At 70.2% G+C, this 22,487-nt stretch carries 20 protein-coding genes; 4 read left to right on the plus strand and 16 right to left on the minus strand.

What is annotated here, in order from left to right; all coding sequences use genetic code 11:
- The first annotated feature begins 131 nt into the window (after positions 1–131).
- Positions 132–1,136 (plus strand): amino acid ABC transporter permease, encoded by a 1,005-nt coding sequence (locus tag J8403_RS02600; protein WP_211121646.1) that lies wholly within the window; start codon positions 132–134, stop codon positions 1,134–1,136.
- 61 nt (positions 1,137–1,197) lie between these two features.
- Here J8403_RS02600 and J8403_RS02605 read toward each other — a convergent pair whose 3' ends face one another.
- The 14 genes from J8403_RS02605 to J8403_RS02670 form a co-directional block, all read right to left on the minus strand.
- Positions 1,198–1,713 (minus strand): flavin reductase, encoded by a 516-nt coding sequence (locus tag J8403_RS02605; RefSeq protein WP_246585653.1) that lies wholly within the window; start codon positions 1,711–1,713, stop codon positions 1,198–1,200.
- A gap of 68 nt (positions 1,714–1,781) precedes the next feature.
- Entirely contained in the window at positions 1,782–2,534 is a 753-nt protein-coding gene (locus J8403_RS02610; RefSeq protein ID WP_211121647.1) for an SDR family NAD(P)-dependent oxidoreductase, read from the minus strand.
- Positions 2,531–2,899, minus strand: coding sequence for a hypothetical protein (locus tag J8403_RS02615; RefSeq protein WP_211121648.1), 369 nt, complete (start codon positions 2,897–2,899; stop codon positions 2,531–2,533). The genes J8403_RS02610 and J8403_RS02615 overlap by 4 nt, the downstream gene beginning before the upstream one ends.
- A gap of 69 nt (positions 2,900–2,968) precedes the next feature.
- Positions 2,969–4,132, minus strand: a complete 1,164-nt coding sequence (locus J8403_RS02620) for an acyl-CoA dehydrogenase family protein (protein ID WP_211121649.1) — start codon at positions 4,130–4,132, stop codon at positions 2,969–2,971.
- A 100-nt stretch (positions 4,133–4,232) separates the two neighbouring features.
- Positions 4,233–5,681: a sensor histidine kinase gene (locus J8403_RS02625; protein WP_246585654.1), complete on the minus strand. Its 1,449-nt coding sequence runs from the start codon at positions 5,679–5,681 to the stop codon at positions 4,233–4,235.
- A gap of 11 nt (positions 5,682–5,692) precedes the next feature.
- Positions 5,693–6,310, minus strand: a complete 618-nt coding sequence (locus J8403_RS02630; RefSeq protein WP_211121651.1) for a response regulator transcription factor — start codon at positions 6,308–6,310, stop codon at positions 5,693–5,695.
- A 48-nt stretch (positions 6,311–6,358) separates the two neighbouring features.
- A complete protein-coding gene (locus J8403_RS02635; RefSeq protein ID WP_211121652.1) occupies positions 6,359–7,186 on the minus strand; it encodes an ATP-binding cassette domain-containing protein in 828 nt (275 codons plus the stop codon).
- Positions 7,183–8,973 carry a dipeptide/oligopeptide/nickel ABC transporter permease/ATP-binding protein gene (locus J8403_RS02640; RefSeq protein WP_211121653.1) on the minus strand — a complete coding sequence of 597 codons (1,791 nt, stop codon included), beginning with the start codon at positions 8,971–8,973 and terminating at the stop codon, positions 7,183–7,185. Before J8403_RS02640 ends, J8403_RS02635 begins: the two co-directional genes overlap by 4 nt.
- The gene (locus tag J8403_RS02645; RefSeq protein WP_211121654.1) at positions 8,970–9,911 is read right to left on the minus strand and encodes an ABC transporter permease; all 942 of its coding nucleotides are present in this window, start codon (positions 9,909–9,911) and stop codon (positions 8,970–8,972) included. The genes J8403_RS02640 and J8403_RS02645 overlap by 4 nt, the downstream gene beginning before the upstream one ends.
- Positions 9,912–9,952: 41 nt before the next feature.
- Positions 9,953–11,458, minus strand: coding sequence for an ABC transporter substrate-binding protein (locus tag J8403_RS02650; protein WP_211121655.1), 1,506 nt, complete (start codon positions 11,456–11,458; stop codon positions 9,953–9,955).
- Between the two features lie 108 nt (positions 11,459–11,566).
- Complete coding sequence (locus J8403_RS02655) at positions 11,567–12,454, minus strand: sugar phosphate isomerase/epimerase family protein (RefSeq protein WP_211121656.1); 888 nt, start codon at positions 12,452–12,454, stop codon at positions 11,567–11,569.
- 71 nt (positions 12,455–12,525) lie between these two features.
- Positions 12,526–13,635, minus strand: a complete 1,110-nt coding sequence (locus J8403_RS02660; RefSeq protein ID WP_211121657.1) for a Gfo/Idh/MocA family protein — start codon at positions 13,633–13,635, stop codon at positions 12,526–12,528.
- Between the two features lie 51 nt (positions 13,636–13,686).
- The gene (locus tag J8403_RS02665) at positions 13,687–14,607 is read right to left on the minus strand and encodes a sugar phosphate isomerase/epimerase family protein (protein WP_211121658.1); all 921 of its coding nucleotides are present in this window, start codon (positions 14,605–14,607) and stop codon (positions 13,687–13,689) included.
- Complete coding sequence (locus J8403_RS02670) at positions 14,604–15,755, minus strand: Gfo/Idh/MocA family protein (protein WP_211121659.1); 1,152 nt, start codon at positions 15,753–15,755, stop codon at positions 14,604–14,606. The genes J8403_RS02665 and J8403_RS02670 overlap by 4 nt, the downstream gene beginning before the upstream one ends.
- Before the next feature lie 222 nt (positions 15,756–15,977).
- Between J8403_RS02670 and J8403_RS02675 the strand changes: the two genes are divergently transcribed.
- Entirely contained in the window at positions 15,978–17,213 is a 1,236-nt protein-coding gene (locus tag J8403_RS02675) for an ROK family transcriptional regulator (RefSeq protein WP_211121660.1), read from the plus strand.
- A gap of 43 nt (positions 17,214–17,256) precedes the next feature.
- Here the strand turns inward: J8403_RS02675 and J8403_RS02680 are convergent, their stop codons facing one another.
- Positions 17,257–18,711, minus strand: coding sequence for a glyceraldehyde-3-phosphate dehydrogenase (locus J8403_RS02680; RefSeq protein ID WP_211121661.1), 1,455 nt, complete (start codon positions 18,709–18,711; stop codon positions 17,257–17,259).
- Between the two features lie 380 nt (positions 18,712–19,091).
- On the opposite strand from J8403_RS02680, the gene asnB reads away from it, so the two are divergent.
- Positions 19,092–20,924, plus strand: a complete 1,833-nt coding sequence (gene asnB / locus J8403_RS02685; protein WP_211128047.1) for an asparagine synthase (glutamine-hydrolyzing) — start codon at positions 19,092–19,094, stop codon at positions 20,922–20,924.
- Between the two features lie 82 nt (positions 20,925–21,006).
- Here asnB and J8403_RS02690 read toward each other — a convergent pair whose 3' ends face one another.
- On the minus strand, positions 21,007–21,666 hold the full coding sequence (locus J8403_RS02690) for a TetR/AcrR family transcriptional regulator (protein WP_211121662.1): 660 nt from the start codon (positions 21,664–21,666) through the stop codon (positions 21,007–21,009).
- A 172-nt stretch (positions 21,667–21,838) separates the two neighbouring features.
- On the opposite strand from J8403_RS02690, the gene J8403_RS02695 reads away from it, so the two are divergent.
- Positions 21,839–22,468 (plus strand): MSMEG_1061 family FMN-dependent PPOX-type flavoprotein, encoded by a 630-nt coding sequence (locus tag J8403_RS02695; protein ID WP_211121663.1) that lies wholly within the window; start codon positions 21,839–21,841, stop codon positions 22,466–22,468.
- The last annotated feature ends 19 nt before the right edge of the window (positions 22,469–22,487 follow it).

Genomic DNA, 22,487 nt, shown 5'->3' on the forward strand with positions numbered 1-22,487 from the left:
GGACGCGGTGAGCGTGATGACGCCGAGCCCGGCCGCACCGTACCCGCGTACCGCCCTCTCAGGTGTCCGTGTGCGTGTGCCACCACCGGGCTGTCGCCGACGCCCGCCCCCTCACCCGGAGAGCCTCCCGAATGGCCACGCCTTCCCGTACCACCACCCCCGACGCGGTGCCCGCCCCCGTCGACAAGCGCCCCGAGACGGGCGCCCCCGGTCCCGGCGACCTGCCGCGGATCGTGCCGCGCCGACGCATCGGCCGCCTGCTGACCGCCACCGCCGCGCTTCTGGTCTTCGCGATGGTGGTCAATTCCGTTGTGCGCAATGACGCTTTCCAGTGGGATGTGGTGGGCCGGTACTTCACCACCAGCGCCGTGCTCGACGGACTGCTGCTGACCCTGTGGCTGACCGCCGCGGTGATGGTGCTCGGTTTTCTGCTCGGCATCCCACTGGCGGTGATGCGGCTGTCCACCAACCCGGTGCTGTCCACGCTGAGTTGGGGCTATGTGTGGATCTTCCGCTCCACGCCGCTGCTGGTGCAGCTGCTGTTGTGGTTCAACATCGGCGCTCTGTACCCGACGCTGGGCCTCGGCATCCCCTTCGGCCCGCAGTTCGTCACCGTCAAGACGGTCAACCTGCTCGGCCCCACCCTCACCGCCGTCATCGGCCTGACCCTGCACGAGGCCGCCTATGCCACCGAGGTGATACGCGGCGGCATCCTGTCCGTGGACTCCGGCCAGACCGAGGCCGCCCAGGCACTCGGACTCGGCACATGGCGCACCCTGCGCCGGATCGTCATTCCGCAGGCGATGCGCTCCATCGTGCCGACGGCCGGAAACATGCTGATCGGCACGCTCAAGGGCACCAGCATCGTCAGCGTGCTGGCCGTGCACGACCTGCTGTACTCGGTGCAGCTGGTCTACAACCAGACCTACCAGGTCATCCCGCTGCTCATGGTGGCCACCCTCTGGTACATCGCGGTCACCACCGTACTGAGCGCGGGACAGTTCTACGTCGAGCGGTACTACGCCCGAGGGTCCGCGCGGGCACTGCCGCCCACCCCGCTGCAACGGCTGCGCGCCCGTGCGGCCGCCGTCCCGCGCGCCCGGTCGCGCGCCACGACGGCCAAGACCACCGTCTGACGCCGTGGCCCGTCCGGCCACGTTGGCCGGACGGGCCCACGCGGTACCCGGGTCGCCCGGTTCAGGACCGGGTGCCCTCCGGCACCAGAGGTGTGGCGTCGAGACGGTGGAACGCGCGGTTGAAGTAGACGAGGCTCTGCCCGCCCGAGTGGGTGCGGATTCGCTCGATGTCGACGAAGAGCACACTGTGGGAGCCCATGGGGACGGCGTGTGTGATCGTGCCGATGGCACTCACCAGGGCGTCCTTCAGCACCGGAACGTCGTGGGCGCGGTCCCAGACGTCCCAGGTGAAGCGCTCGGCCATCGGCACCTTCGTGGCCCCGGCGAAGTGCAGGGCCAGTTCCTGCTGGGCGCCGCCGAGCACATTGACGCAGACCCTTCCGTTGGCCCGGAACACATCGTGCATGGCGCTGCCGCGGTTGACGCAGACCAGCACGGTCGGCGGATCGTCGGTCACGGAGCAGACCGCACTGACGGTGATGCCACAGCGGCCGTTCGGGCCGTCGGTGGTCAGAATATTGACGGCCGCCGGGAGATGCGCCATCGCCTCCCGGAACTGGGACCGGTCGGGGGTCACGGCAGTGCCCCCTCCTCTCCTGGTTCGGTTCGGATTCGCCCGAGCGGTCGTGGTGCTCGGGGCGAGCGTCAGCGCAGGTACAGGCCGCCGTTGGCGTCCCAGCACGCGCCGGTGACCGTGTCCGCGTGGTCGGCGGCGAGCAGCACGGCCATGTCGGCGATGAACTCCGGGCGGCCCAACCGCCCTACGGGGATGGCGCGTTCGAAGGCGTCGATCTTGTCCGGCGGAATGATGTCGCGGACCACCGGCAGGTCCAGGGGGCCCGGGGAGATGGCGTTCACCGTCACCCCGTGCGAGCTGAGCTCGCGGGCGAACACCTTCGTCAGGGTGGCCACTCCCCCCTTCGCCGCCGCATAGTGCGCACCGGTCCCCGAGCCGCCGTTCTGACCGGCCAGGGAGGCGATGTTGACGATGCGCCCGTAGCCCCGTTCGGCGAAGTAGGCGCCGAAGACCTGGCAGCCGAAGAAGGCGCCGTTGAGGTTGGTGGACACGATCCGGTCGAAGCTCTCGGGGCTGATGTCCATCACCGATTCGGCCTTGGTCAGTGCGGCGTTGTTGACCAGCACATGAACGGCGCCCCAGCGGTCGACGAGCCGATCACGGACGGTCACGAAGGCGTTCTTGTCGCGTACGTCCAGGGCGAGCCCGGCGGTGACGCGGCCTTCCGGGTCGAGATCCGCCGCGGCCTTCACGGCGCCCGCCTCGTCCAGGTCGGTGAGGGCGACGCGGTAGCCCTGGTCGTACAGCCGGCGGGCGATATGGGCGCCGAGGCCGCCCGCCGCTCCCGTGACGAGGGCGACGCGGACGTTCTCCGTGGTCATCGGCCGGCCTCCGGCTCGGGCAGCGGGCGGCCGAGGCGCGCCTCGATCTTCATATAGCGCCACAGGCCGTGCTCGCCGACCTGGACGGTGCGGAAGAGGTTGCAGGCGGCGGCGACCGTCGGCTGGTCGACGACGTCGGCAAGCACATAGCTGGTCCAGGGCCAGGAGGCGGAGGGGCCGACCATGTGCTGGTCGTCGTCGATGGTACCGAGGACGCTCACCCCGGGCAGTGCGTACAGCTGCGCGAGCATGGAGGTGAAGCCGTCCCAGACGGCCTTGCCCTGCCCGGTGGGCAGATCGAAGAAGTTCTGGTTGACGCCGATGCAGAACAGCACGCGCAGCGGTGTCCGAGGGGATTCGGGCATGGAGTCCCGCCTTTCAGGGGTAGCCGGGGACGGAGGCAGTGGCCGGGGAGGGCAGAGCTGGCCGGTGGTTCAGAGGTAGCCCGGGAAGGGCTGGACGCCCATGAGGACCGCGCCCGCGCCGTCGTACATGCCCTCCTGCAGGAAGGCGTGCTGGGGGACGACGGAGGCGTCGCGCAGATAGCGCTGCATGGGGCTGCCGTCGGCGATGGCGGCGATGCCACCGAGCTGGTAGGCGGCGCGGACCACCTCGAAGGAGGTCTTCGCGAGGTGGGCGGAGGCGAGCCGCAGCGAGCTGGCCTGTCCGGGGCTCGCCGGGTCCCCCGCCGCCACGGTGGCCCACACCTCCTCGGTGGTCTCGTAGAAGTAGGCCCGGGCGGAGCGGAGTTGGGCCTCGGCCTGGCCGACCGTGATGCGGTAGGTGGCGCGCTCGGCGGGTTTCGGGGCACCCGTATAGCTCACGCGGCCGCCCTGGGCGATGACGTGGTCGAGCGCGGCCCGTGCCACTCCGAGGCCGACGACGGCCAGCACCTGGGCGGCGTACGGGACGGTCGGGTAGCGGTAGAGCGGCTCGTCCACGGTGGGCTCGCCGCCGCGGACGAACGTCCAGCCCTCGGGGACGACTGCCCCGTCCACCACGAGGTCGTGGCTTCCGGTGCCGCGCATGCCGATGACGTCCCAGTTCTCGACGATCTCCACCTGCTCGGGCCGCAGTACGGCGGTGAGCGGTCGGCCGCCCTGGTCCTGACCGCCCTTGATACCCACGCCGAAGACGTCCGCGCCCTTGCAGCCGCTGGCGAACTTCCAGCGGCCACCGACCCGGTGGCCGCCCGGGACCCGCTCGGTGGGCTGCACCGGGAACAGCCCACCGGCGAAGACCACATCGGGCCCGTCGGCGTACAGTTCGGCCTGGGTCCGCAGCGGCAGGGCGGCCAGATAGACCAGGGACGAGCCGAAGCTGGCGACCCAGCCGGCCGAGCCGTCGACGACCGAAATCCGTTCGATGAGCCGGAGGAACGCGGCGGGCGGAAGGGCGTCGCCGCCGAATTGCCTCGGGGTGCTCGCCCGGTAGATTCCCGCGGCCTTGAATTCCTCGATCACATCGCGCGGAACATGCCCCCGCTCCTCGAATTCGGCCCGCCGCCGGGCGACCACGTCCAGCGCCCGGTCGAACGCCGATCCGGAGGGCGACCGCCCCGCGGCCGCCGCCGCGGCGGCATCCAGCGTCTGCGTCATGAGCGAATCTCCTCGCGTTGCCGGGCGGTTCTCCCGCCCGCCTCGTCATCACGCTAGGCGCGGCCGCTCAGGGGCCTCAATTGGGAGTTGGATGCTTCGTCTAGGGGATTTCCCCTACCCGGACCGCCCCGTCGGCGGGCAGCGTGAACCGGAAAACCGCGCCGCGCGGTTCGTTCGCGTGGACGTCCATCCGGCCACCGTGGCGGGTGATGATGCGGTGGCTGAGGGCGAGGCCGATACCGCTGCCGTTCTCCTTGGAGGTGAAGACACCGTCGAAGAGCCGGTCCTCCGCCGGCGGACCGTTTCCCCAGTCCTCGACCGCGAGCACGGCGGACCCGTCCGCGCCACGCCGGGTGGTGATCCGCGCCCCGCGTTCCGCCTGCGGAAGGCCGGCCATCTCGTCCACCGCGTTGAAGGCGAGGTTCATCACGACCTGCCCGATGAGCACGTTCTCGCAGCGCACCGGCAGCGGCTCGGCGGTGAGGTCGTATGCGACGGGCACCGCGTGTTCCTGGGCGCGCAGTTCGATGAAGTACGCGCAGTCGCGCACGATCGCGTTGAGGTCGGCCCGTTGCTCGGACTGTTCCAGGCGGCCGACGTAGCCGCGCAGGCTGGCCAGGATCGTCCGGGCCCGCTCGATCTGCCGTGCGGCGTTGTCCAGCCCCCAGGCCACGCTCTCGTCCCCGCGTCCGAGCCGGCCACGGGCCCCTTCGACGAAGTTGTACGCGGCCGCGAGCGGCTGGCTCACCTCGTGGGCGATGGCCATCGCCATGTCGCCCATGGCGTTGTTGCGGGCCAGATGGTTCAGGCGCTGGGTGTCGCGGCGGTGCTCCTCCTCGGCGCGGACCCGGTCGGTGATGTCGTAGAAGAGCAGCATCCGGCCGTGCAGATCGCTTTCGATCTCGATGTACTGGCAGGTGGCCGCGTACCAGCGGGGCTCCTCGCCGGGTGCGGCGAACCGGTAGCGGCCCTCGCGGTCGGGTACGGTCCCGTCGCGGCAGTAGCCGGTGAAGTCCGCCCCGTGGAGGTCGCCGCCGAGCAGTCTGGCCGCGGATTCGCTGGCGAAGACCACCCGGTCGGTCTCGTCGAGAACGACGATCCCCTCGGCCAGGCCGCTGAGAAAGGCCCGCAGCCTGCTCTCGGTGCGGAACAGATCGCGCCGGACCGCCTTCTCCTCGGCGATGTCCCGGAACTGGACCATCACCACCGTCCGCGCGGGCAGCGCGACGCGGATGGCGATGGCCTCGGTGAGGATCTCCTCGCCACTCTTGGAGCGGTAGCACCACTCGGTGGCGCTGATGCCGTGCTCCACCGCGTGGCCGAGCCAGCGGTGCCCGAGCGCCCGGCTGTACTGGAGGGAGTTCTTGCTCATGTCCGGTGCTTTGAGGGGCCTGAGCTCGTCGACGGTCCAGCCGAGCAGTTCGCAGGCCGCCCGGTTGGCCCAGAGGATGTCGTAGGTGCGGGCGTCGTGCAGCAGGACGCAGTACTTCAGGGCCTGCATCAGCGTCTGGAAGCCGGACGGCGGAACGGACGGCGGAAGACGGTCCACGGCCGGGCCCCTCATCGGTCCGCCATGGGGCGCAGCCCCATCCGGAGGATGTCGTGCACCAGGGTCGCGATGCTCTCGGCGCCGGTCTTCTCCCGGATCCGGGCGCGGTGCACATCGACGGTCTTGGTGCTGATGCCGAGCCGGGTCGCGATGCGCTTGTTGGGCACACCGTCGACGGACAGCGCGAGCACCTCCCGTTCGCGGGCGGTCAGCCGGTCCAGGCTGGTCCGCAGCTCCCGCTGGCCGGCGGCCCGCTCGAAGCGTTCCCGCGCGGTGCGCCGCGCGGCCTGCACGACGTCCAGCATGTGCTGGGGGTCGTACGGCTTCTCCAGGAAGTCCACCGCGCCGTTCTGCAGGGCGCGCACCGACATCCGGATGTCGCCGTGCGCGGAGACGAAGACGACGGGCAGCGGCGCGCCCGTCTCGTTCAGCAGTTGCTGTACGTCGAACCCGCTCAGCTCGGGCATGCGGACGTCGAGGACCAGGCAGGCGGGCCGGTCGCGGTCGTAGGAGCGCAGAAAGGCGTGGGCGTCCCGGAACCGCTCCGAGCGGATGCCGACCGACTCGAGGAGCCAGGCGAGCGATTCGCTCAGCTCCTCGTCGTCGTCCAGGATGTAGACGAGGGACATCTCAGCCGGCCCGTCGGTGAACCCCGTCGAGTCCCCGGGTGCGGAAGGTCATGAGGCGGCCTCCTTCAGCCGTTCGGCCCGGCGCCGCGCCTGCCGGTCGGGGTCCGGCACCGGCGCCGCCAGCAACAGCCGCCGGGTGTAGGCGTGTTCCGGACGCTCGGTGACCTGGGCGGCGGTGCCCGTCTCCACGATGTCGCCACGGTACAGCACGGCCACCCGGTGGCTGATGTGCCGGACCACCGACAGATCATGGGTGACGAAGAGATACGCCACGCCCGTCGCCTCCTGGATCTCGGTGAACAGGTCGAGCACCCGGGCCTGGGTCGTCAGGTCGAGGGCGCTGACCGGTTCGTCGCAGACGATCAGCCGGGGGTTCCGGCACAGGGCGCGCGCGATGGCGATCCGCTGGCGCTGGCCGCCGGAGAACTCCCGGGGCAGCCGGTGGACCGCGTCGTGCGGGAGGTACACCCGGTCGAGCAGGGTGCGCACCCGCCGTTCCGCGTCGCGCCGGGCGACGCCGGTCACCAGCAGGGGCTCGGTGAGGATGTCCAGGACCGTCATGGCCGGGTTCAGCGAGGTGAACGGGTCCTGGAAGACCACCTGGATGTCCTCGCTGAGCGCCCGCCGCTCCCGCTTGCCGAGCCGGGAGATGTCCCTTCCGCCGTACCGGATCTCGCCGCCGGTGACGGGCGCGAGACCGAGGACGGCCCGGCCCAGTGTGGTCTTGCCGGAGCCGGACTCGCCGACCAGGCCGAGGGTTTCGCCGGGTGCGATGGTCAGCGAGATGCCGTGCAGGACGCGGAAGGGTGTGCGGCCGCGGCCCCTTCCGGGGTACTCCACCACGACGTCGTCGAGTTCGAGGAGCGGAGCGGTCATGATGTGGCCCCCTTGAGAGGTTCATCGGCACCGGAGTCGGCGGAGAGTTCGCCGCGGACCGGCCCGCCGTCCAGCGTCGAGTCCAGGAGGGTGCGGGTGTACGGATGCCCGGGCGCCGCGAAGATCTGCCGCATCGGCGCCGTCTCCACGATCCGCCCGCCCCGCATCACCGCGACCCGGTCGCAGATGTCGGCCACCACACCGAAGTCGTGGGTGACGAGGATCATCCCCATGTCGTGCTCCTGCTGGAGGGAGCGCATCAGGTCCAGCACCTCGGCCTGGACGGTGACGTCCAGCGCCGTGGTCGGCTCGTCGGCGATCAGCAGCCGCGGGGCGCAGGAGACGGCGCCGGCGATGAGCACCCGCTGCGCCATACCGCCGGAGATCTGGTGCGGATACGACCTGAACACCCGCTCCGGGTCCGGGATGCCGACCCGTTCCAGCAGTCCGAGCGCCCTGGTACGGGCCTCGGACCGGGACAGCCCGAGGTGGGTGCGCATGGGCTCCACGAGCTGGAAGCCGATCCGGAAGCAGGGGTCGAGGTTGGACATGGGCTCCTGGGGGACGTATCCGATGCCGTGGCCGCGCAGGCGGTTCAGCGCGGCGGTGTCCATGCCCAGCAGATCCTGCCCGTCGAAGGTCAGCCGGTCGGCCGTCACCTCGGCGTCGTCCGGCAGCAGGCCGAGGACGGAGAACGCCGTCTGGCTCTTGCCGGAGCCGGACTCGCCCACCAGGCCGAGGACTTCGCCGCGTGCCACGGTGAGGCCCACCCCGTCGACCACCATCTTGTCGCCGCCGGGCCTCGGATAGCCGACGCGCAGCCCCTCCACGATGAGGAGGCGGTCCGCGGGGGTATCCGCGGCCGGTGCGCCGGTGCGCGCCCCCCGCTTACGGCGTTTGTTCACCGCCGGGCGCTCGGTGGTACCCAGCGCGTCGCGTACCGCGTTGCCCAGCAGGCTGGAGGCCAGGATGGTCAGGCCCATCGCGGCGCCCGGCCACACCAGCAGCATGGGGGCGTTGTAGATGTTGGTGAAGGCGTCGCTGAGCATCGCGCCCCAGCTGGCCTGGGACGCCTTGCCCAGGCCGAGGAAGGCGAGCCCGGCCTGGATGCCGATCGCCACGGCGAACACCTGGGTCGCCTGGATGACGGACGGCGCGACCACCACGGGCAGGATGTGGCGGCGCATGACGCGCCCGTCGCCGAGTCCCGAGACCCGGGCGGCGTCCACGTACAGCTCCTCGCGGACCGCGATCACCGACGCCCGGATGAGCCGGAAGACCATCGGGGCCATGATGACGCCGAGGACGATCATGGCGACGTTGAGGTCCTGCGAGACGGCCGCCATCACCACGAGCATCACGATGATGGCGGGCACGGCCATGATGACGTTGACGATCCAGCCGGCCGCGGCGTCGAACCAGCCGCGGTAGAAGCCGCTGATCACACCGAGCGGCCCGCCCACGGCGAAGGCCACGAGGATGGCGAGGGTGCCGCCGAGGAGGCTGGTGCGGCCTCCGTACAGCAGCCGCGAGAGCACATCCCGGCCCACGCCGTCGGCGCCGAGCGGATGGGTGCCCGAGGCGGGGGCGAGGGTGTCCCCCATGATGCTGAGGTCGGGTGCGTAGTCGGTGAACAGGGGCGCCGCCAGGCTCGCGACGACCACCAGGACCAGCACCACCAGGCAGCCGGCGGCCACCGGGTCACGCAGGGTCCGGCGCAGCAGGTGGTCCCGCCCGGGGGCCGGAGGGGACGGCTCGGGGGCCGCGGCGGGCTCCACAGCGGTCATGAGACACGCACCTTCGGGTTGAGCCAGCCGTACACGATGTCCAGCAGCAGATTGACCGCGACGACGATGCTCACCGTCACCACGACCGTGCCGAGCAGCACGGGCGCGTCACCGCGTACGGCGGCCGAGTTGGCCAGGGTGCCGATGCCCGGCAGGCCGAACACCTTCTCCACCACGACGGCGCCGCTGATCAGCCCGATGAACTGCAGGGCGAGCACGGTCAGGGCGGGCGGGGCGGCGTTGCGCAGCGCATGCCGGAACACGACGCTGCGGGTGCTCAGGCCCCGGCTGCGCAGGGTGCGTACGTAGTCCGCGCGCAACACGTCCATCAGCGCGCCCCGCACCTGCATCGCGGTGGCCGCGGTGGCGGCGACGGCCAGGGACACCGCGGGCAGGATGATCGAGCGGAGCCATTCGGTGAGGGAGGCGTCGATGGCAACGTAGCCGGTGGCGGGCAGCCAGCCGAGCTGAACGGCCAGGGTGACGGCAAGGACCAGGGCGATCAGGAAGCTGGGCACCGCGGTGCCCAGCACCGCGGCGAACTGCACCATGCGGTCCACCCAGCCGCCGCGCAGCGCGGCCGCCGTGCCCAGGGCGACGCTGAGGACCGCGGCGAGCAGCAGACCGGCCAGCACGATGGAGAGGGTGACCGGCAAGGTGTCCACCAGGGACTGGTTCACCGGGGCACCGGTGAACCACGAGCTGCCCAGGTCACCCCGCAGGGCCTGTTCGGCCCAGTGCCAGTAGCGCTCCACCAGGGGCTGGTCCAGGCGGAGTTCATGGCTTTTGGCGGTCACGGCGGACCGCGGGGCGGTCTCGCCGAGGATGTTGCGGGCGACGTCGGTCCCCGTGAGATTCAGCAGCAGGAATGTGGCGGTGGCCACGACGACCACCAGGGCCGCGCCGGCGACGATGCGCCGGATCAGAAAGGTGAGCACGGTCAGTCTTCCTCCTTCCGCGCGTCGGATCGGGCCGGTGGCTACTTCGCCGCCGGTGCGTAGCTGTGGAGCGGCGGGTACTGGAGGCCGGCCTGCGGGGTCGCCGTCACGCCCTTGGCGGTGGCGTAGGCGTTGGCCACCACGCTCCAGGGCGCGTTCCACGCCTGGTGGACGACATGGGCGTTGAGCTGCTTGAAGAGGGCGTCCCGCGTCCGGCCGGTCGCCTCGCCGATGCGGGTGACGAGCTCCTCGGCCCTGGGATCGTGGTACTTGAGCGGATTCCAGGTCGAGTCCTTCGTCAGCTGCAGCTGGACCTTGTCCCAGCCCGTGGGGGCGCCCAGTTTGAAGTACGACATCGCGTACTTGCCGGACAGCGCGCTGCTGAAGATCTGGTCGCCGGGCACGTTGTCCAGCCTCACCTTGATGCCGATGTCCTTGAGGCTCTGGGTGAGCGCGGCCTGCTCCTGGGGGAAGGCGGCGGAGAGGTCCGGGAGGGTGACGGCGAAGCCGTTCGGATAGCCGGCCTCGGCCAGCAGCCTCCTGGCCTTGGCCGGGTCGTAGGAGTAGGTGTGCTCGAGCCGGGCGTCGTAGCCGTCCTCACCGGGCGCGAACACCTGCGCGGTGCGGGTGCCGAGTCCGGTCTTGGCCGCCTTGAGGATGGCCTTCTTGTCGAAGGCGTAGTTCAGCGCCTGCCGGACCTTCAGCTTGCCCAGGGCGGGCACCTTCTTGCCGGCGCGGTCCCAGATGTAGAGCCCCTCGACGTCGCCGGGCTGGTAGGTGGCGACCTTCAGGCCGTGGCCCTTGACGGTCGGCACCCGGTTGAGGTTGACCGTGCCGCCGTCGATCTGGCCGGACAGCAGTGCGTTGATGCGCGCGGTCGGGTCGGCGAGGTACTTGATGACGACCTTGTTGTAGGGGAACGCCTTCTTGTTCCAGTAGCGGGGGTTGCGGGTGTAGGTGTACGTCTGGCCCGCGATGGTGGCCGACGTGTCCAGCCGGTACGGGCCCGAACCGACCGGCACACCGGGGTCCTTGAGCGACCCGGGGGCGGCGATCATGCCGGAGACCTGGCCCAGCGCCGGAAGCAGGGACGCGCTGGGGTGGCTCAGTTTGATGGCCACGGTGTGCGCGTCGACCACCTCGACGCCGCTGATGTCGCGGATCTCGCCGGCGGCCGAGGCCGTGCCGCTCTTGGTGTGCAGCAGGCTCTGCCTCACCGCGTCCGCGTCGAGGGCCGTACCGTCGGTGAACTTCACCCCGGTGCGCAGCTTCAGTGTCAGTGTCGTCTGGGCCTTGTCGTACGACCAGGAGGTGGCGAGGTTGGGGGTGGGCTCGCCGTTCCTGTCGAGCCGGATCAGTGTGTCGAAGACCGGCTGGTAGTAGGAGGATTCGGGGCCCAGGCTGGCCTTGGCCAGATCCCATGGCGTGGCCGTGACCGATTCGGCGAGGGTGAGCGTCCGGTCGCCGTCGGCCAGGGTGCCGCCGCCGCAGCCCGTCACCGTCGCTGTCAGAAGCGCGGCACCGATGAGCGCCACTGTCTTGCGCATGGTCTTGTCTCCACCTGGTTCACGTGTCGGATCACCTCGATGTCCCCCCGGCTCGTTCTGCCACCGGCCGTGCGGCGGCCGGTCCTGGTCCACGTCGCCCGGTCATGGCTACGCGTTCCGCGCGGCCCACTCCCCGCACAGCCGCACGCTCTCCTCGGGGGTCGGCCGGGCCCCCCGGTCGACCTCGATGATCAGCCAGCCGTCGAAGTCGTCCGGCAGCGCCCCGACGAACCCCTCGATGTCGGCGTTTCCGTGGCCCGGCTCCGACCACAGCCCCGCCAGCACCGTCTTCCGGTAGTCCCAGCCCGCTTCCCTGCCCTTGGCGGCGAGGCCGAGGTCCAGGTCCTTGATGTGGACGCTCGCCACCCGGTCCGCGTAGTCGCGCACCAGCTGTGCGGCGTCCGCGCCCGCCCAGGCCAGATGGCCCATGTCGGGTCCGAAGCCGAGGACGGACGCGTCCACGGTGTCCAGAACGAAGCGGGTCTCCTCCTCGGTCTCGGCCCAGGTGCCCACGTGCGGATGGAAGGCGGGGGTGATCCCCTGGGCCCGGATGATCCCGGCGATCTCGGCCAGCAGGTCCCGGACCCGCTCCAGCCGGCCCGAGTCGGCGAGGTGGCCGACCGCGGGGCGGGCCACCCGCTCGGCGTCCTTCGCCATTCCCATGGCGAGGAAGAGAGTGGGCACTCCCAGGGCCGCGTGCTGTTCGGCGGCGCGCGCCGCGTTGTCGCGGAACGTGCGCAGCTCGGCCGCGTCCTCGGTGAGCCGGACGGGGACGTAGCCGGGCGCGGGGCTGATGCCGTGGTCGCCGAGCCGGGCCGCGTACGCCTCGGGGGTCAGGTCACTGGGCACGGCGCTGTGCAGGGCCGTGATGCCCGCGTCGCGGATGACCTCCAGCTGCCGGTCGAGCGAGGGGGCGAGCGTGGGGTCGATCCAGCCGTCGGCGCTCGCGACCCACTGCAGGGGGTTGATGGCGAGGCGGTCCTGCCTGATCTTCATGGTCGGTGGTCCCTTTCGGTTGAGGTTGGCGGTGGTGGCAGCGGTGGCGGTGGCGCGGTCGTGGGCCGGGATCAGCGGGCGGTGCGCGGCTGGGGGCGTTCACAGCTGCTGTCGATCGCCACGACCAGGTTCTCCCGCTGCGCGGTCTCGAAGGCGGTCAGCACCTCGAGGGTGTGGAAGGCGAACCGCGCGTCGGCGCGGTGCGGGCCGCCGTGGAGGGCACCCGCGAGGTCGTGCACGCCGAGGCCGCGGCGGTGCTGCTCGGGGGTGTTCACGGCGCCGAAGAGCGCGGTGACCGGGGCGAGCACCTCCCAGTCGTCGTCGTGGTGGCGCTTGACCCGCACATCGCCGTCGAAGCCGTTGGGGTTGGGCAGCGAGAGGGTGCCCTCGGTGCCGTAGATCTCCATGCGGGGCAGTTCGGTGTCCCAGACGTCGAAGCTCATCAGGGTGGTGCCGATGGCTCCGGAGGCGAACGTCAGCACGGCCGAGGCGTGGGTGGGGACCTCGACGGTTATCTCGTCGACCACCCGCTCGGGGCTGGTGACCTTGCGCGTCCTCGCGCCGATACGGGTGGCGGCGGACACCTGCCGGACCGGGCCGAGGCAGTTGACGAGCGCGGCCAGATAGTAGGGACCCATGTCGAGGACGGGTCCGCCGCCCGGTCCGTAGAAGGCCCGGGGGTCCGGGTGCCAGGTCTCGGAGCGGCTGGACCGCACGAAGGCGGTGGCGCCTACGGGTTCGCCGATCAGGCCGGTGTCGATCGCGTGCCGGGCGGTCTGCACGGCGCTGCCGAGGAAGGTGTCCGGGGCCGAGCCCAGCAGCTTCCCGCTGCGCTCGGCGGCGGCGAGGACCTCGCGGGCCTCCTCGACGGTGGCCGCGAGCGGCTTCTCGACGTAGACGTGCTTGCCCGCCTCCAGCGCCGCGATGACGGTCTTCGCGTGGAACGCCGGCGGGGTGATGTTGATGACGATCTCGACGGCGTCGTCCGCGAGCAGTTCGTCGGGGCCGCCCCAGGCCGGGATGGCGTATGCGGACGCGGCACGCTCCGCGCGGGCCGTGTCGACGTCGGCCACCCGGATCACGTCGAGCTCCGGGAAGGTGCGCAGTCCCTCGGCATAGCGGCCGAAGATGTTGCCGGCGCCCAGGATCCCGATGCGGTGCCGTGCGGTGTGCTGGGCCATGAGTCTCCTGCGATCGTGAGGGGGTGGTGTACGGGGAGCGGCAGGCGGTCGTCAGGCGACGATCAGCGGGCGCAGGGTGCGGTGGGCGATCTCCAGGCCGGTCTTGACCTTCTCCTCGGTGCCGCCCCACACCGGGTCCTCGTGCTCGACCGAGAGGGTCCCGGTGAACCCGTGCTCGTAGAGCGCGTCCACGACGGCGCTCCAGTCGACCTGGCCCCGGCCGGGCACGCGGTAGCGCCACCAGCCGGTGTCCCACGGGTCCTCCCGCCGGACCGCCTTGCCGAAGACCCCGTACCGGTCCACCTTCCCGGGGAGGATCTGGAGGTCCTTGGCCTGGGCGTGCACGATCCGGTCCGCGTACGGTGCGATGGTCCGCACCGGATCGACACCGATCCACGTCAGATGCGACGGATCCCAGTTCAGATACAGCCCGAGGGAGAACATCCACTCCCACAGCTCGGGCGAATAGGCGAGGTTGCCCGGATAGCCGTCCGGGTGCCAGCCCTCCATCACACAGTTCTCGATGATGAGGCGGACACCCCTCTCCCCCGCGTATTCGACGAATTCGGGGAAGACCTTTTCGGCCTCTTCCAGATTGGGTGCCACCGGCCGGGTCCAGTCGCGGCCCACGAAGGTGCCCACGTACGGGACGTCGAGGGCCGCCGCCGTGTCGATGACCGCCTTGAGATGGGCGTGGATCTCCGCGCGGCGCCTGGCGTCGGGGTGGAGGTTGTTCTCGTAGTACGCCAGGGCCGAGAGGTCGAGGCGGTGGCGCTGGAACAGCCCCCGGATCTCGTCGGCCTCGCGTTCGCCGAAGCCGGCCACGGGCAGGTGCGCGGCCTCGAAGTCCCGGCCTCCGGTGCGTGGCCAGGCCGCGACCTCCAGGGCCTGGTAGCCCGTCTCGCTCGCCCATGCGGCGATCTCGGCGAGGGAGAGCTGGGGCAGACAGGCGGTGAGCATGCCGAGTTTCATGCGGTGGCCTCCAGGGCTGTCTCTGTGGGGTCGACATCGGTCCAGGCCAACGACGCGGAGGAGGTCAGCACGGCCTCGACGATCCGTGCCGAGCGGACGCCGTCCGCTCCGGTGGGCAGTCCCTCGGGGGCTTCGCCGCGGATGGCCGCATAGGCGTCGGCGACAAAGGAGTTGAAGCATTCGGCGTAGCCCTGGGCGTGGCCGGCGGGGAGCCGTGAGAGCCGTCGCTGCTCGGCCGATCCCTGGTCCGGGTCGCGGAACAGCACCCGCGCTCCGTCCGGAGCGCCGAGCCAGACAGTCTCGGGATTCTCCTGGTCGAAGACGGCGCTGCCCCGCGCGCCGTCCAGCTCGAACCACAGCCGGTTCTTGCGGCCGGCCGACACCTGGGACACCGTGAGCGTGGCCAGGGCGCCACCGTCGGTGCGCAGGAGTACGGTCGCCACATCCTCGGTGCGCACCCGCACCCGTGGGCCGCCGCCCCTGGTCGCGAAGCCGGCGCCGGTGCCGGCGGGCCGGATGGGAACGGTGGTGCCGAGCCTCGCGGTGAGTTCGGTGAAGCGGACGCCGGCCACCCACTCCACGAGGTCGCACCAGTGGGATCCGATGTCCGCGAACGCCCGGGACGGGCCGCCGTCGGCCGGATCCACCCGCCAGGACATGGCCTCCTCGGACAGCATCCAGTCCTGCAGATAGCTGCCGTGGAGCAGCTGCCAGGCGCCGAATTCGCCCCGCAGCCGCCGGTCCCGGAGCTCTCGGACGAGCGGGTGGTAGCGGTAGACGAAGGGGACGGCGAGCACCAGCCCCGTCTCCCGCGCCAGGCTCGTCAGCCGCTGCGCGTCGGCGGCCGAGGTGGCGAGCGGCTTCTCGCAGATCACATGCTTGCCCGCGCGCAGCGCCGCCTCGGCCTGGCCGATGTGTAGTGCGTTGGGGGTGCACACATGGACGACCGATACGGTGTCGTCGGCGAGCACCGCCTCGAAGTCGCGGTAGCGGCCGGCTACGTTCCACTCGTCGGCGAAGCGCGCACTGCGCTCGGGGGTCGAGGCCACCACTCCGGCGAGCTCTGCGCCGCTCGCACGGATCGCGGCCGCGTGCACGGCGCCGATCATCCCGGCACCCGAAACCACCGCTCGAAGCGGGCCATTCATCTGATGCACCTCCGTCGTCCCACCGCCGATCGCGGTCCGACGCCGCGCTGCGCATCACCTTGGTTTAGTTCTGGCAGCAAGCACAAGACAGCTTATTTAATTTTTTTCAAGGCCTAAAAGTGGCCAAATTATCTGCGCCCGCACCGCTGGAAACGCCTGAACCGCGTGGTTTGCGGGGAGAATCGTTGACGGACCCCGGGGAGCAACATTACGGTCACTCGAATGCATAAAGACGACGGCTGGGCGGAGGAATCAGGTGCCTCCGCATCGGTCCCCCTCGCGCTGCGCCGGGTGCTGGGGCTGGTGATCTCCGGAGAGGCGACCAACCGCGCGGAGCTCGCGCGGCGCAGTGGCCTGGCCCGGTCGACCGTGGGCCAGCAGGTGGAGAACCTCGTCGGCAACGGCATCCTGCAGGAGGTCGAGTCCCGGCGGTCCGTCCGCGGACGACCGCCCCGGGTGCTGACGATCAGCCCCCAGGCCGGCACCGTCGTCGCCGTGGACGTCGACACCACCGCCTCCCATGTGGCCATCGCCGATCTCAGCAGACGGCTGATCGCACAGGAGACGGTCTCGGTCCGGATCGACGCGGGTCCGCGGGTCGTGCTGGACGCGGTCTCCGAGCTGCTGCGGGGGCTGCTGGCGGAGTACGACCGCGATCCGGGCCGGGTGCGCGAGGTGGTCGTCGGCCTGCCCGGTCCGGTGGACTTCCAGCAGGGGTGCGCGGTACAGCCGACCGGCATGCCCGGCTGGGACGGCTATCCCGTCGCCGAACACCTCCGGGAACGCTTCCGCGCCCCGGTCGTGGTGGACAACGACGTCAATCTGATGGCCCTGGGCGAGGCCGAACAGGGCGGTGCGGAGACGCCCCTGCTCTGTATCAAGATCGCGAGCGGGATCGGGGCGGGCCTCGTCACCGCGGGCGGCGATGTGTACCGCGGCGCCGACGGAGCCGCGGGCGACATCGGCCACACCCGGGCCGTCAGCGGGGGCAACGTCCTGTGTGTCTGCGGCAACGTCGGCTGCGTGGGAGCGATCGCCTCGCACCGCGCCGTCCTGCGCGGCCTCGGCATCCCCGAGTCGACCGACGACGACCCCCTGCACGGCACCCGGGTACTCGCCCAGCGCGTCGCCGACAGCGACCCGGCCGCACTGCACGCGGTGCGTCAGGCGGCCACGGAGGTCGGGGAGGTGGTCGCCGTACTGGTCCACATGTTCAATCCGCGCAGCATCATCATGTCCGGTCCGCTGAGCGAACTCCGCGACGACCTCGTCTCCGCCGTACGAGCCGCCGTGTACCAGCGCGCCCTCCCCCTGGCCACCCGCAAGCTGACCATCACGGCGACTCAGCTCAAGGGCCGCTCCGGGCTCCACGGTGGCATCGCCCTCGCCACGCGGGACGTCTTCGGACCGGCGGGCGTCGCACGGCTGCTGGCCGACGAGCCCGGAGCGGACGGGTAGGCGGGCCCGCGGGGAGCCCGCCGGGGTCGTCGTCGGCCGAGCGTCAGACCACCGGGGCCGGGTAGGTCGGGTACTCCACCCCGGAGACGTACTGGACGACGCGGATGACCTGGCAGGAGTAGCCGAACTCGTTGTCGTACCAGAGGTAGAGGATGGCGTTGTCGCCCTCGACCTTGGTGGCACCCGCGTCGACGATCGAGGCGTGGCGCGAGCCGATGAAGTCGTTGGAGACCGCGTCGGGGGCGCTGATGAAGTCGATCTGGCGCTTGAGCGGCGAGGTCAGGGACACATCGCGAAGGTAGTCCAGGACCTCCTCGCGGGTGGTCTCGCGGGCGAGTTGCAGATTGAGGATGGCGATCGAGACATCCGGCACCGGGACCCGGATCGAGCTGCCGGTGATCTTCGCCTCGAGATCGGGCAGGGCCTTCGCGACGGCGGAGGCGGCACCGGTCTCGGTGATGACCATGTTCAGCGGCGCCGAGCGGCCACGGCGATCGGACTTGTGGTAATTGTCCAGCAGGTTCTGGTCGTTGGTGAACGAGTGGACGGTCTCCACATGGCCGCGCAGGACGCCGTACTCGTCCGCCATCGCCTTCAGCGGCGGGACGATCGCGTTGGTGGTGCAGGACGCGCAGGACAGGATCTGCTCGTCCGGCTTGATGGTGTCGTGGTTGACGCCATGGACGACATTGGGCACATCGCCCTTGCCCGGCGCGGTCAGCACCACCTTGTCGATACCGGGGCGCAGATGCTTCGACAACCCCTCGCGATCGCGCCACTTGCCGGTGTTGTCGACGAGGATGGCGTCCTTGATGCCGTACGCCGTGTAGTCCACCGCCGTAGGGTCGTCGGCGTAGATCACCTTGATCTCGTTGCCGTTGGCGACGATCGTGCTGTTCGCCTCGTCCACGGTGATGGTGCCCTGGAACTGGCCGTGGATGGAGTCGCGGCGCAGCAGCGAGGCACGCTTGACGAGATCCTCACCCGCCCGGCCGCCGCTCCCGCGCACGACGATGGCGCGCAGCCGCAGCCCGTTGCCCGACCCGGCCTTCTCGATGAGCAGGCGGGCGACGAGGCGGCCGATGCGGCCGAACCCGTAGAGGACGACATCGCGCCCCTCACGGCACTCGATCTTGTGGGCACCCGTGGCACCGGCGACGGCCTCGGCGGTGAACTCCTCCACCGAAAGACCGCGGTCGTCGGCCCGGTGGGTCTCGGCGAGCATGCCGATGTCGATCTGCGAGGGGCCGAGGTCGAGCGCGGTGAGCGCCCGCAGGAACGGCAGGGTGTCGGTGACCGAGAGTTCCGCACCGGCGATCTGGCGGGCGAATCGGTGGGTCTTGAGGATGCTGACGACCGACTTGTTCACCAAGGAGCGGCTGTGCAGCAGGACCGTGACGTCCCGCTCACGATGCAGCTTCCCGATGACGGGGATCATCGACTCCGCGATCTCCTCGCGGTGCTTCCAGTTGGTGAACGAGTCCTCGTTGAGAGTCACAAATCCATCTTTCGAGCTAGGTAGCGCTCATATGGTAACCCCCCAGGTCATGGAGGTACCCGGCACCCCCCACGGCGGCCAGAGAGGAGTCCGTCGAGGAACGGCCGCCGGTGACGGTGCCTCAGCTCACCGGGCGCGCCCCCTTTCGTATACGGCCACCATTTTCGCTTTTGAATTGTGACGCGGATATCGGCTGTAAAATAGGAATTTAGTGGGCGACGCTTTTCGGCCAGCGGCCATCGCGAAACTTACCATTAACAGGAATTTACCAGTGAGAAATACCACTCCCCCAGGGATCAGCACCCGGTAGCGATCCGCCTCCGGAGAGGTAGATGGTTTTCGCAGGCAACCATCTCTGCTGAGTGAAAGGGATGATCACTGTGTGTGGCATCACCGGCTGGGTCTCCTACCGCCGCGATCTGACCTCCCACCGCCAGGTCCTCGAGGCCATGACGGAGACGATGGCCTGCCGAGGCCCGGACGCGGCCGGCGCGTGGGTGACCGGCAGGGCCGCGCTCGGCCACCGCAGGCTGGCCGTCATCGACCTGCCCGGCGGGGCACAGCCCATGACCGTCGACACCGCCGACGGTCCCGTGAGCATGGTCTACTCCGGTGAGGCGTACAACTTCACCGAGCTGCGCGACGAACTGCGCCGCAGGGGCCATGGCTTCACCACCGACTCCGACACCGAGGTCGTTCTGCGCGGCTACGTGGAGTGGGGCGAATCCCTCACCGAGAAGCTGAACGGCATGTACGCCTTCGCCATCTGGGACTCCCGCACCGAGAAACTGGTGATGGTCCGGGACCGGATGGGCATCAAGCCGTTCTACTACTACGAGACCGACGACGGCGTCCTCTTCGGATCCGAGCCCAAGGCCATCCTCGCCAACCCGCTCGCCGCCCCCGAGGTCGGCCTCGACGGGCTGCGGGAGATCTTCTCCTTCGCCAAGACACCGGGGCACGCGATCTGGAAGGGCATGAAGGAGCTGCGCCCCGGCCACATCGCCGTCGTCGACCGCAATGGACTCCGCGAGCAGGCGTACTGGCGTCTGGAGGTCTCCGAGCACACCGATGACCAGGACGCGACCGTCGCCCATGTGCGGGAGCTCCTGGAGGACATCATCGCCCGGCAGCTCGTCGCCGATGTGCCCCGCTGCACCTTGCTCTCCGGGGGGCTCGACTCCTCGGCGATGACCTCGCTCGCCGCCCGCAAGCTCGGCGAGCACGGCGAGACCGTCCGCAGCTTCGCCGTGGACTTCCCCGGGCAGGCGGAGAACTTCCGTGCGATCGACGTGGCGCCCAGCGTGGACACCCCGTATGTGCACGCCGTGGCCGAGCATGTGAAATGCGACCACCGGGACATCATGCTCGACGGCTCCGCCCTGTCCGACCCGGCGGTCAGGCAGGCGGCCATCGCGGCCAGGGATCTGCCCACCGGACTCGGCGACCGGGACAACTCGCTCTACCTGCTGTTCAAGGCCGTCCGTGAACAGTCGACCGTGGCCCTGTCGGGCGAGTCGGCGGACGAGGTCTTCGGCGGCTACCCGTGGTTCCACGACGAGCGGCGCGAGGCCGACACCTTCCCGTGGCTCGCCGGAGGAATGACGCTCGGCGACACCAAGAGCCTGCTGTCCCAGGACCTCACCGACAAGCTCGACCTGGACACCTACCTCCGTGACCACTACCTCAGCGCCCTGGACGAAGTCCCCCTCAAGGACGGTGAGACCGGCCTGGAGAAGCGCATGCGCCAGGTCTGCTACCTGCATCTCACCCGCATGGTCAACACCCTGCTCGACCGCAAGGACCGGATGAGCATGGCCGTCGGCCTGGAGGTCAGGGTGCCGTTCTGCGACCACCGCCTGGTCTCCTACGTCTTCAACACCCCCTGGTCGCTGAAGACATTCGACGGGCGGGAGAAGAGCATCCTGCGCGAGGCCACCCGCGATGTGCTGCCCGAGTCCGTGGCCAACCGCAAGAAGAGCGGCTACCCCGGCAGCTTCGACCCCGCCTATCTCTCCGCCATCAAGCAGCAGGCGGGCGACCTCATCACCTCGGGACACCAGGCCCTCGAACTGTGCCGCGTCGAGACCCTGAAGGAGGCGATCGCCGCACCGCCGGAGGACATCACCACCCAGCAGCGCGCCACCATCGAGCGCGCCCTGGACCTGGCGACCTGGATGGACCTGCGCAAGCCCACCATCACGCTCGACTGACACCCGCGGTTCGACCGCACCGCGAGAGACGGACGGGGACCTGGCCCACCAGGTCCCCGTCCGTCGTCCCGGTGGCCTCGCGTCAGACGCCCTCGCGCGCCGGAGCTTCCGTGGCCCCGGACGGCGCGGCCGTGAGGTAGCGGGTGAGCATCGCGACGAGTTCGTTCTCCAGCCGGGTGGTGTCGATGGAGTCGGGCGCCGCGATGAGCACATGGACGACCAGCTCGACCGTGGACACGATGAGCCGGGCGGCGACGTAGGTGTCCTCCACCCGGACCTCGGGATGGCGCTCCAGCAAGTCCTGGGTGTAGGCGACCCGGTCCCGCTCCTGGCGGGCGATCTTCTCGAACAACTCCGGGGAGCGCGGGGCCTGTTCGCCCATGACGCGGAGCAACTGCGGGTCGTCGAGGTGGTTCTCGATCACGGTGCGCGCGAAACCACGGAGGATCTCCTCGAGGGAATCGGGCTCCTCCTCGTCCTGGCGTTCGCGGATGGCGGCCGCCCCGGCATCGAGGTGACGGGTCACCAGCTCGACCAGGATCGCATCCTTGTTCGGATAGTACTGGTACAGCGAGCCGATCGAGATCCGTGCGTGCTCGGCGATGCGGTTGGTGGTCCCGGCGGCATAGCCGTATTCGGCGAAAACGTGAGCAGCGGCGGTGAGGATGCGCTGCCGGGTGAGCTCGGCCCGGGCCTGGCGGGGCTGTTTACGTGGCTGAAGTCCGCGACGGCCGGTCGTCATGGCACCTCCTGGACGGCGCCTGGAAAGCGAGTGGCGCAAGACCTGAGTAATTACTCACAATGGTGCCATGAACTGCGGCGGAGCGGTGAACCACCGTCGTCGGCAGGGAGCGGGGGGCGACCGGCACGGCCCTCGCGCGCCCGCCGCTCCACCCTTCCCGGAAGGAGTCATCGTGACGCAGACCAGCACCCGCCCCCGACGGCTGTCGCCGGCCGAGGTCCATGCCCGGCTCGGGGAGCCCGAAGCCATGATCAAGGACAAGAAGCTGGACCATATCGACGAGCACTTCCGCCTCTTCATCGCGCACTCCCCCTTCCTGACCCTGGCCACGGCGGACGCGGCGGGGCGCGCCGACTGCTCGCCCCGCGGCGACTACCCGGGCTTCGTGAAGGTCCTCGACGGCCATACGCTCGCGATTCCCGACCGCCCCGGCAACAAGATCGCCGACTCCTTCCGCAATCTCGCCGAGAACGACGGGGTCGGGCTGCTCTTCCTCATCCCCGGGATGCGGGAGACCCTGCGGGTCAACGGCCGTGGCTATCCCACCGATGAGCCCGATGTGCTGGCCCGGATGCAGACCGAGGCCAGCGAACCGGTGCTGGCGATCGTCGTCGAGGTGGCGGAGGCGTACTTCCACTGTGGTCGCTCGCTCATCCGCTCCCGGCTGTGGGACCCCGCGAGCCAGGCCCTGGCCGACGAGATGCCGTCGGTCGGTGAGATCGCCGCCGCCCAGATCGGGGCCGACATCGATCCGACGGTGCTCACCCACGCTCTCGAAGAGAGCTACCGGAAACTCTACTGACCACGGCACAAGGTGAATC

This window comes from Streptomyces yatensis, from assembly GCF_018069625.1.
In the GTDB taxonomy this organism is placed as follows: Bacteria; Actinomycetota; Actinomycetes; order Streptomycetales; family Streptomycetaceae; genus Streptomyces; species Streptomyces yatensis.

Excerpts from the sequence above, each read along its gene's own strand:
- J8403_RS02690 (WP_211121662.1), bottom strand. The coding sequence starts at position 21,666 with ATGACGACCGGCCGTCGCGGACTTCAGCCACGTAAACAGCCCCGCCAG.
- J8403_RS02660 (WP_211121657.1), bottom strand. The coding sequence starts at position 13,635 with ATGGCCCAGCACACCGCACGGCACCGCATCGGGATCCTGGGCGCCGGC.
- J8403_RS02650 (WP_211121655.1), bottom strand. The coding sequence starts at position 11,458 with ATGCGCAAGACAGTGGCGCTCATCGGTGCCGCGCTTCTGACAGCGACG.
- J8403_RS02615 (WP_211121648.1), bottom strand. The coding sequence starts at position 2,899 with ATGCCCGAATCCCCTCGGACACCGCTGCGCGTGCTGTTCTGCATCGGC.
- J8403_RS02675 (WP_211121660.1), top strand. The coding sequence starts at position 15,978 with ATGCATAAAGACGACGGCTGGGCGGAGGAATCAGGTGCCTCCGCATCG.
- J8403_RS02635 (WP_211121652.1), bottom strand. The coding sequence starts at position 7,186 with ATGACCGCTCCGCTCCTCGAACTCGACGACGTCGTGGTGGAGTACCCC.
- J8403_RS02620 (WP_211121649.1), bottom strand. The coding sequence starts at position 4,132 with ATGACGCAGACGCTGGATGCCGCCGCGGCGGCGGCCGCGGGGCGGTCG.
- J8403_RS02655 (WP_211121656.1), bottom strand. The coding sequence starts at position 12,454 with ATGAAGATCAGGCAGGACCGCCTCGCCATCAACCCCCTGCAGTGGGTC.
- J8403_RS02630 (WP_211121651.1), bottom strand. The coding sequence starts at position 6,310 with ATGTCCCTCGTCTACATCCTGGACGACGACGAGGAGCTGAGCGAATCG.
- J8403_RS02670 (WP_211121659.1), bottom strand. The coding sequence starts at position 15,755 with ATGAATGGCCCGCTTCGAGCGGTGGTTTCGGGTGCCGGGATGATCGGC.
- J8403_RS02665 (WP_211121658.1), bottom strand. The coding sequence starts at position 14,607 with ATGAAACTCGGCATGCTCACCGCCTGTCTGCCCCAGCTCTCCCTCGCC.
- J8403_RS02640 (WP_211121653.1), bottom strand. The coding sequence starts at position 8,973 with ATGACCGCTGTGGAGCCCGCCGCGGCCCCCGAGCCGTCCCCTCCGGCC.
- J8403_RS02600 (WP_211121646.1), top strand. The coding sequence starts at position 132 with ATGGCCACGCCTTCCCGTACCACCACCCCCGACGCGGTGCCCGCCCCC.
- J8403_RS02610 (WP_211121647.1), bottom strand. The coding sequence starts at position 2,534 with ATGACCACGGAGAACGTCCGCGTCGCCCTCGTCACGGGAGCGGCGGGC.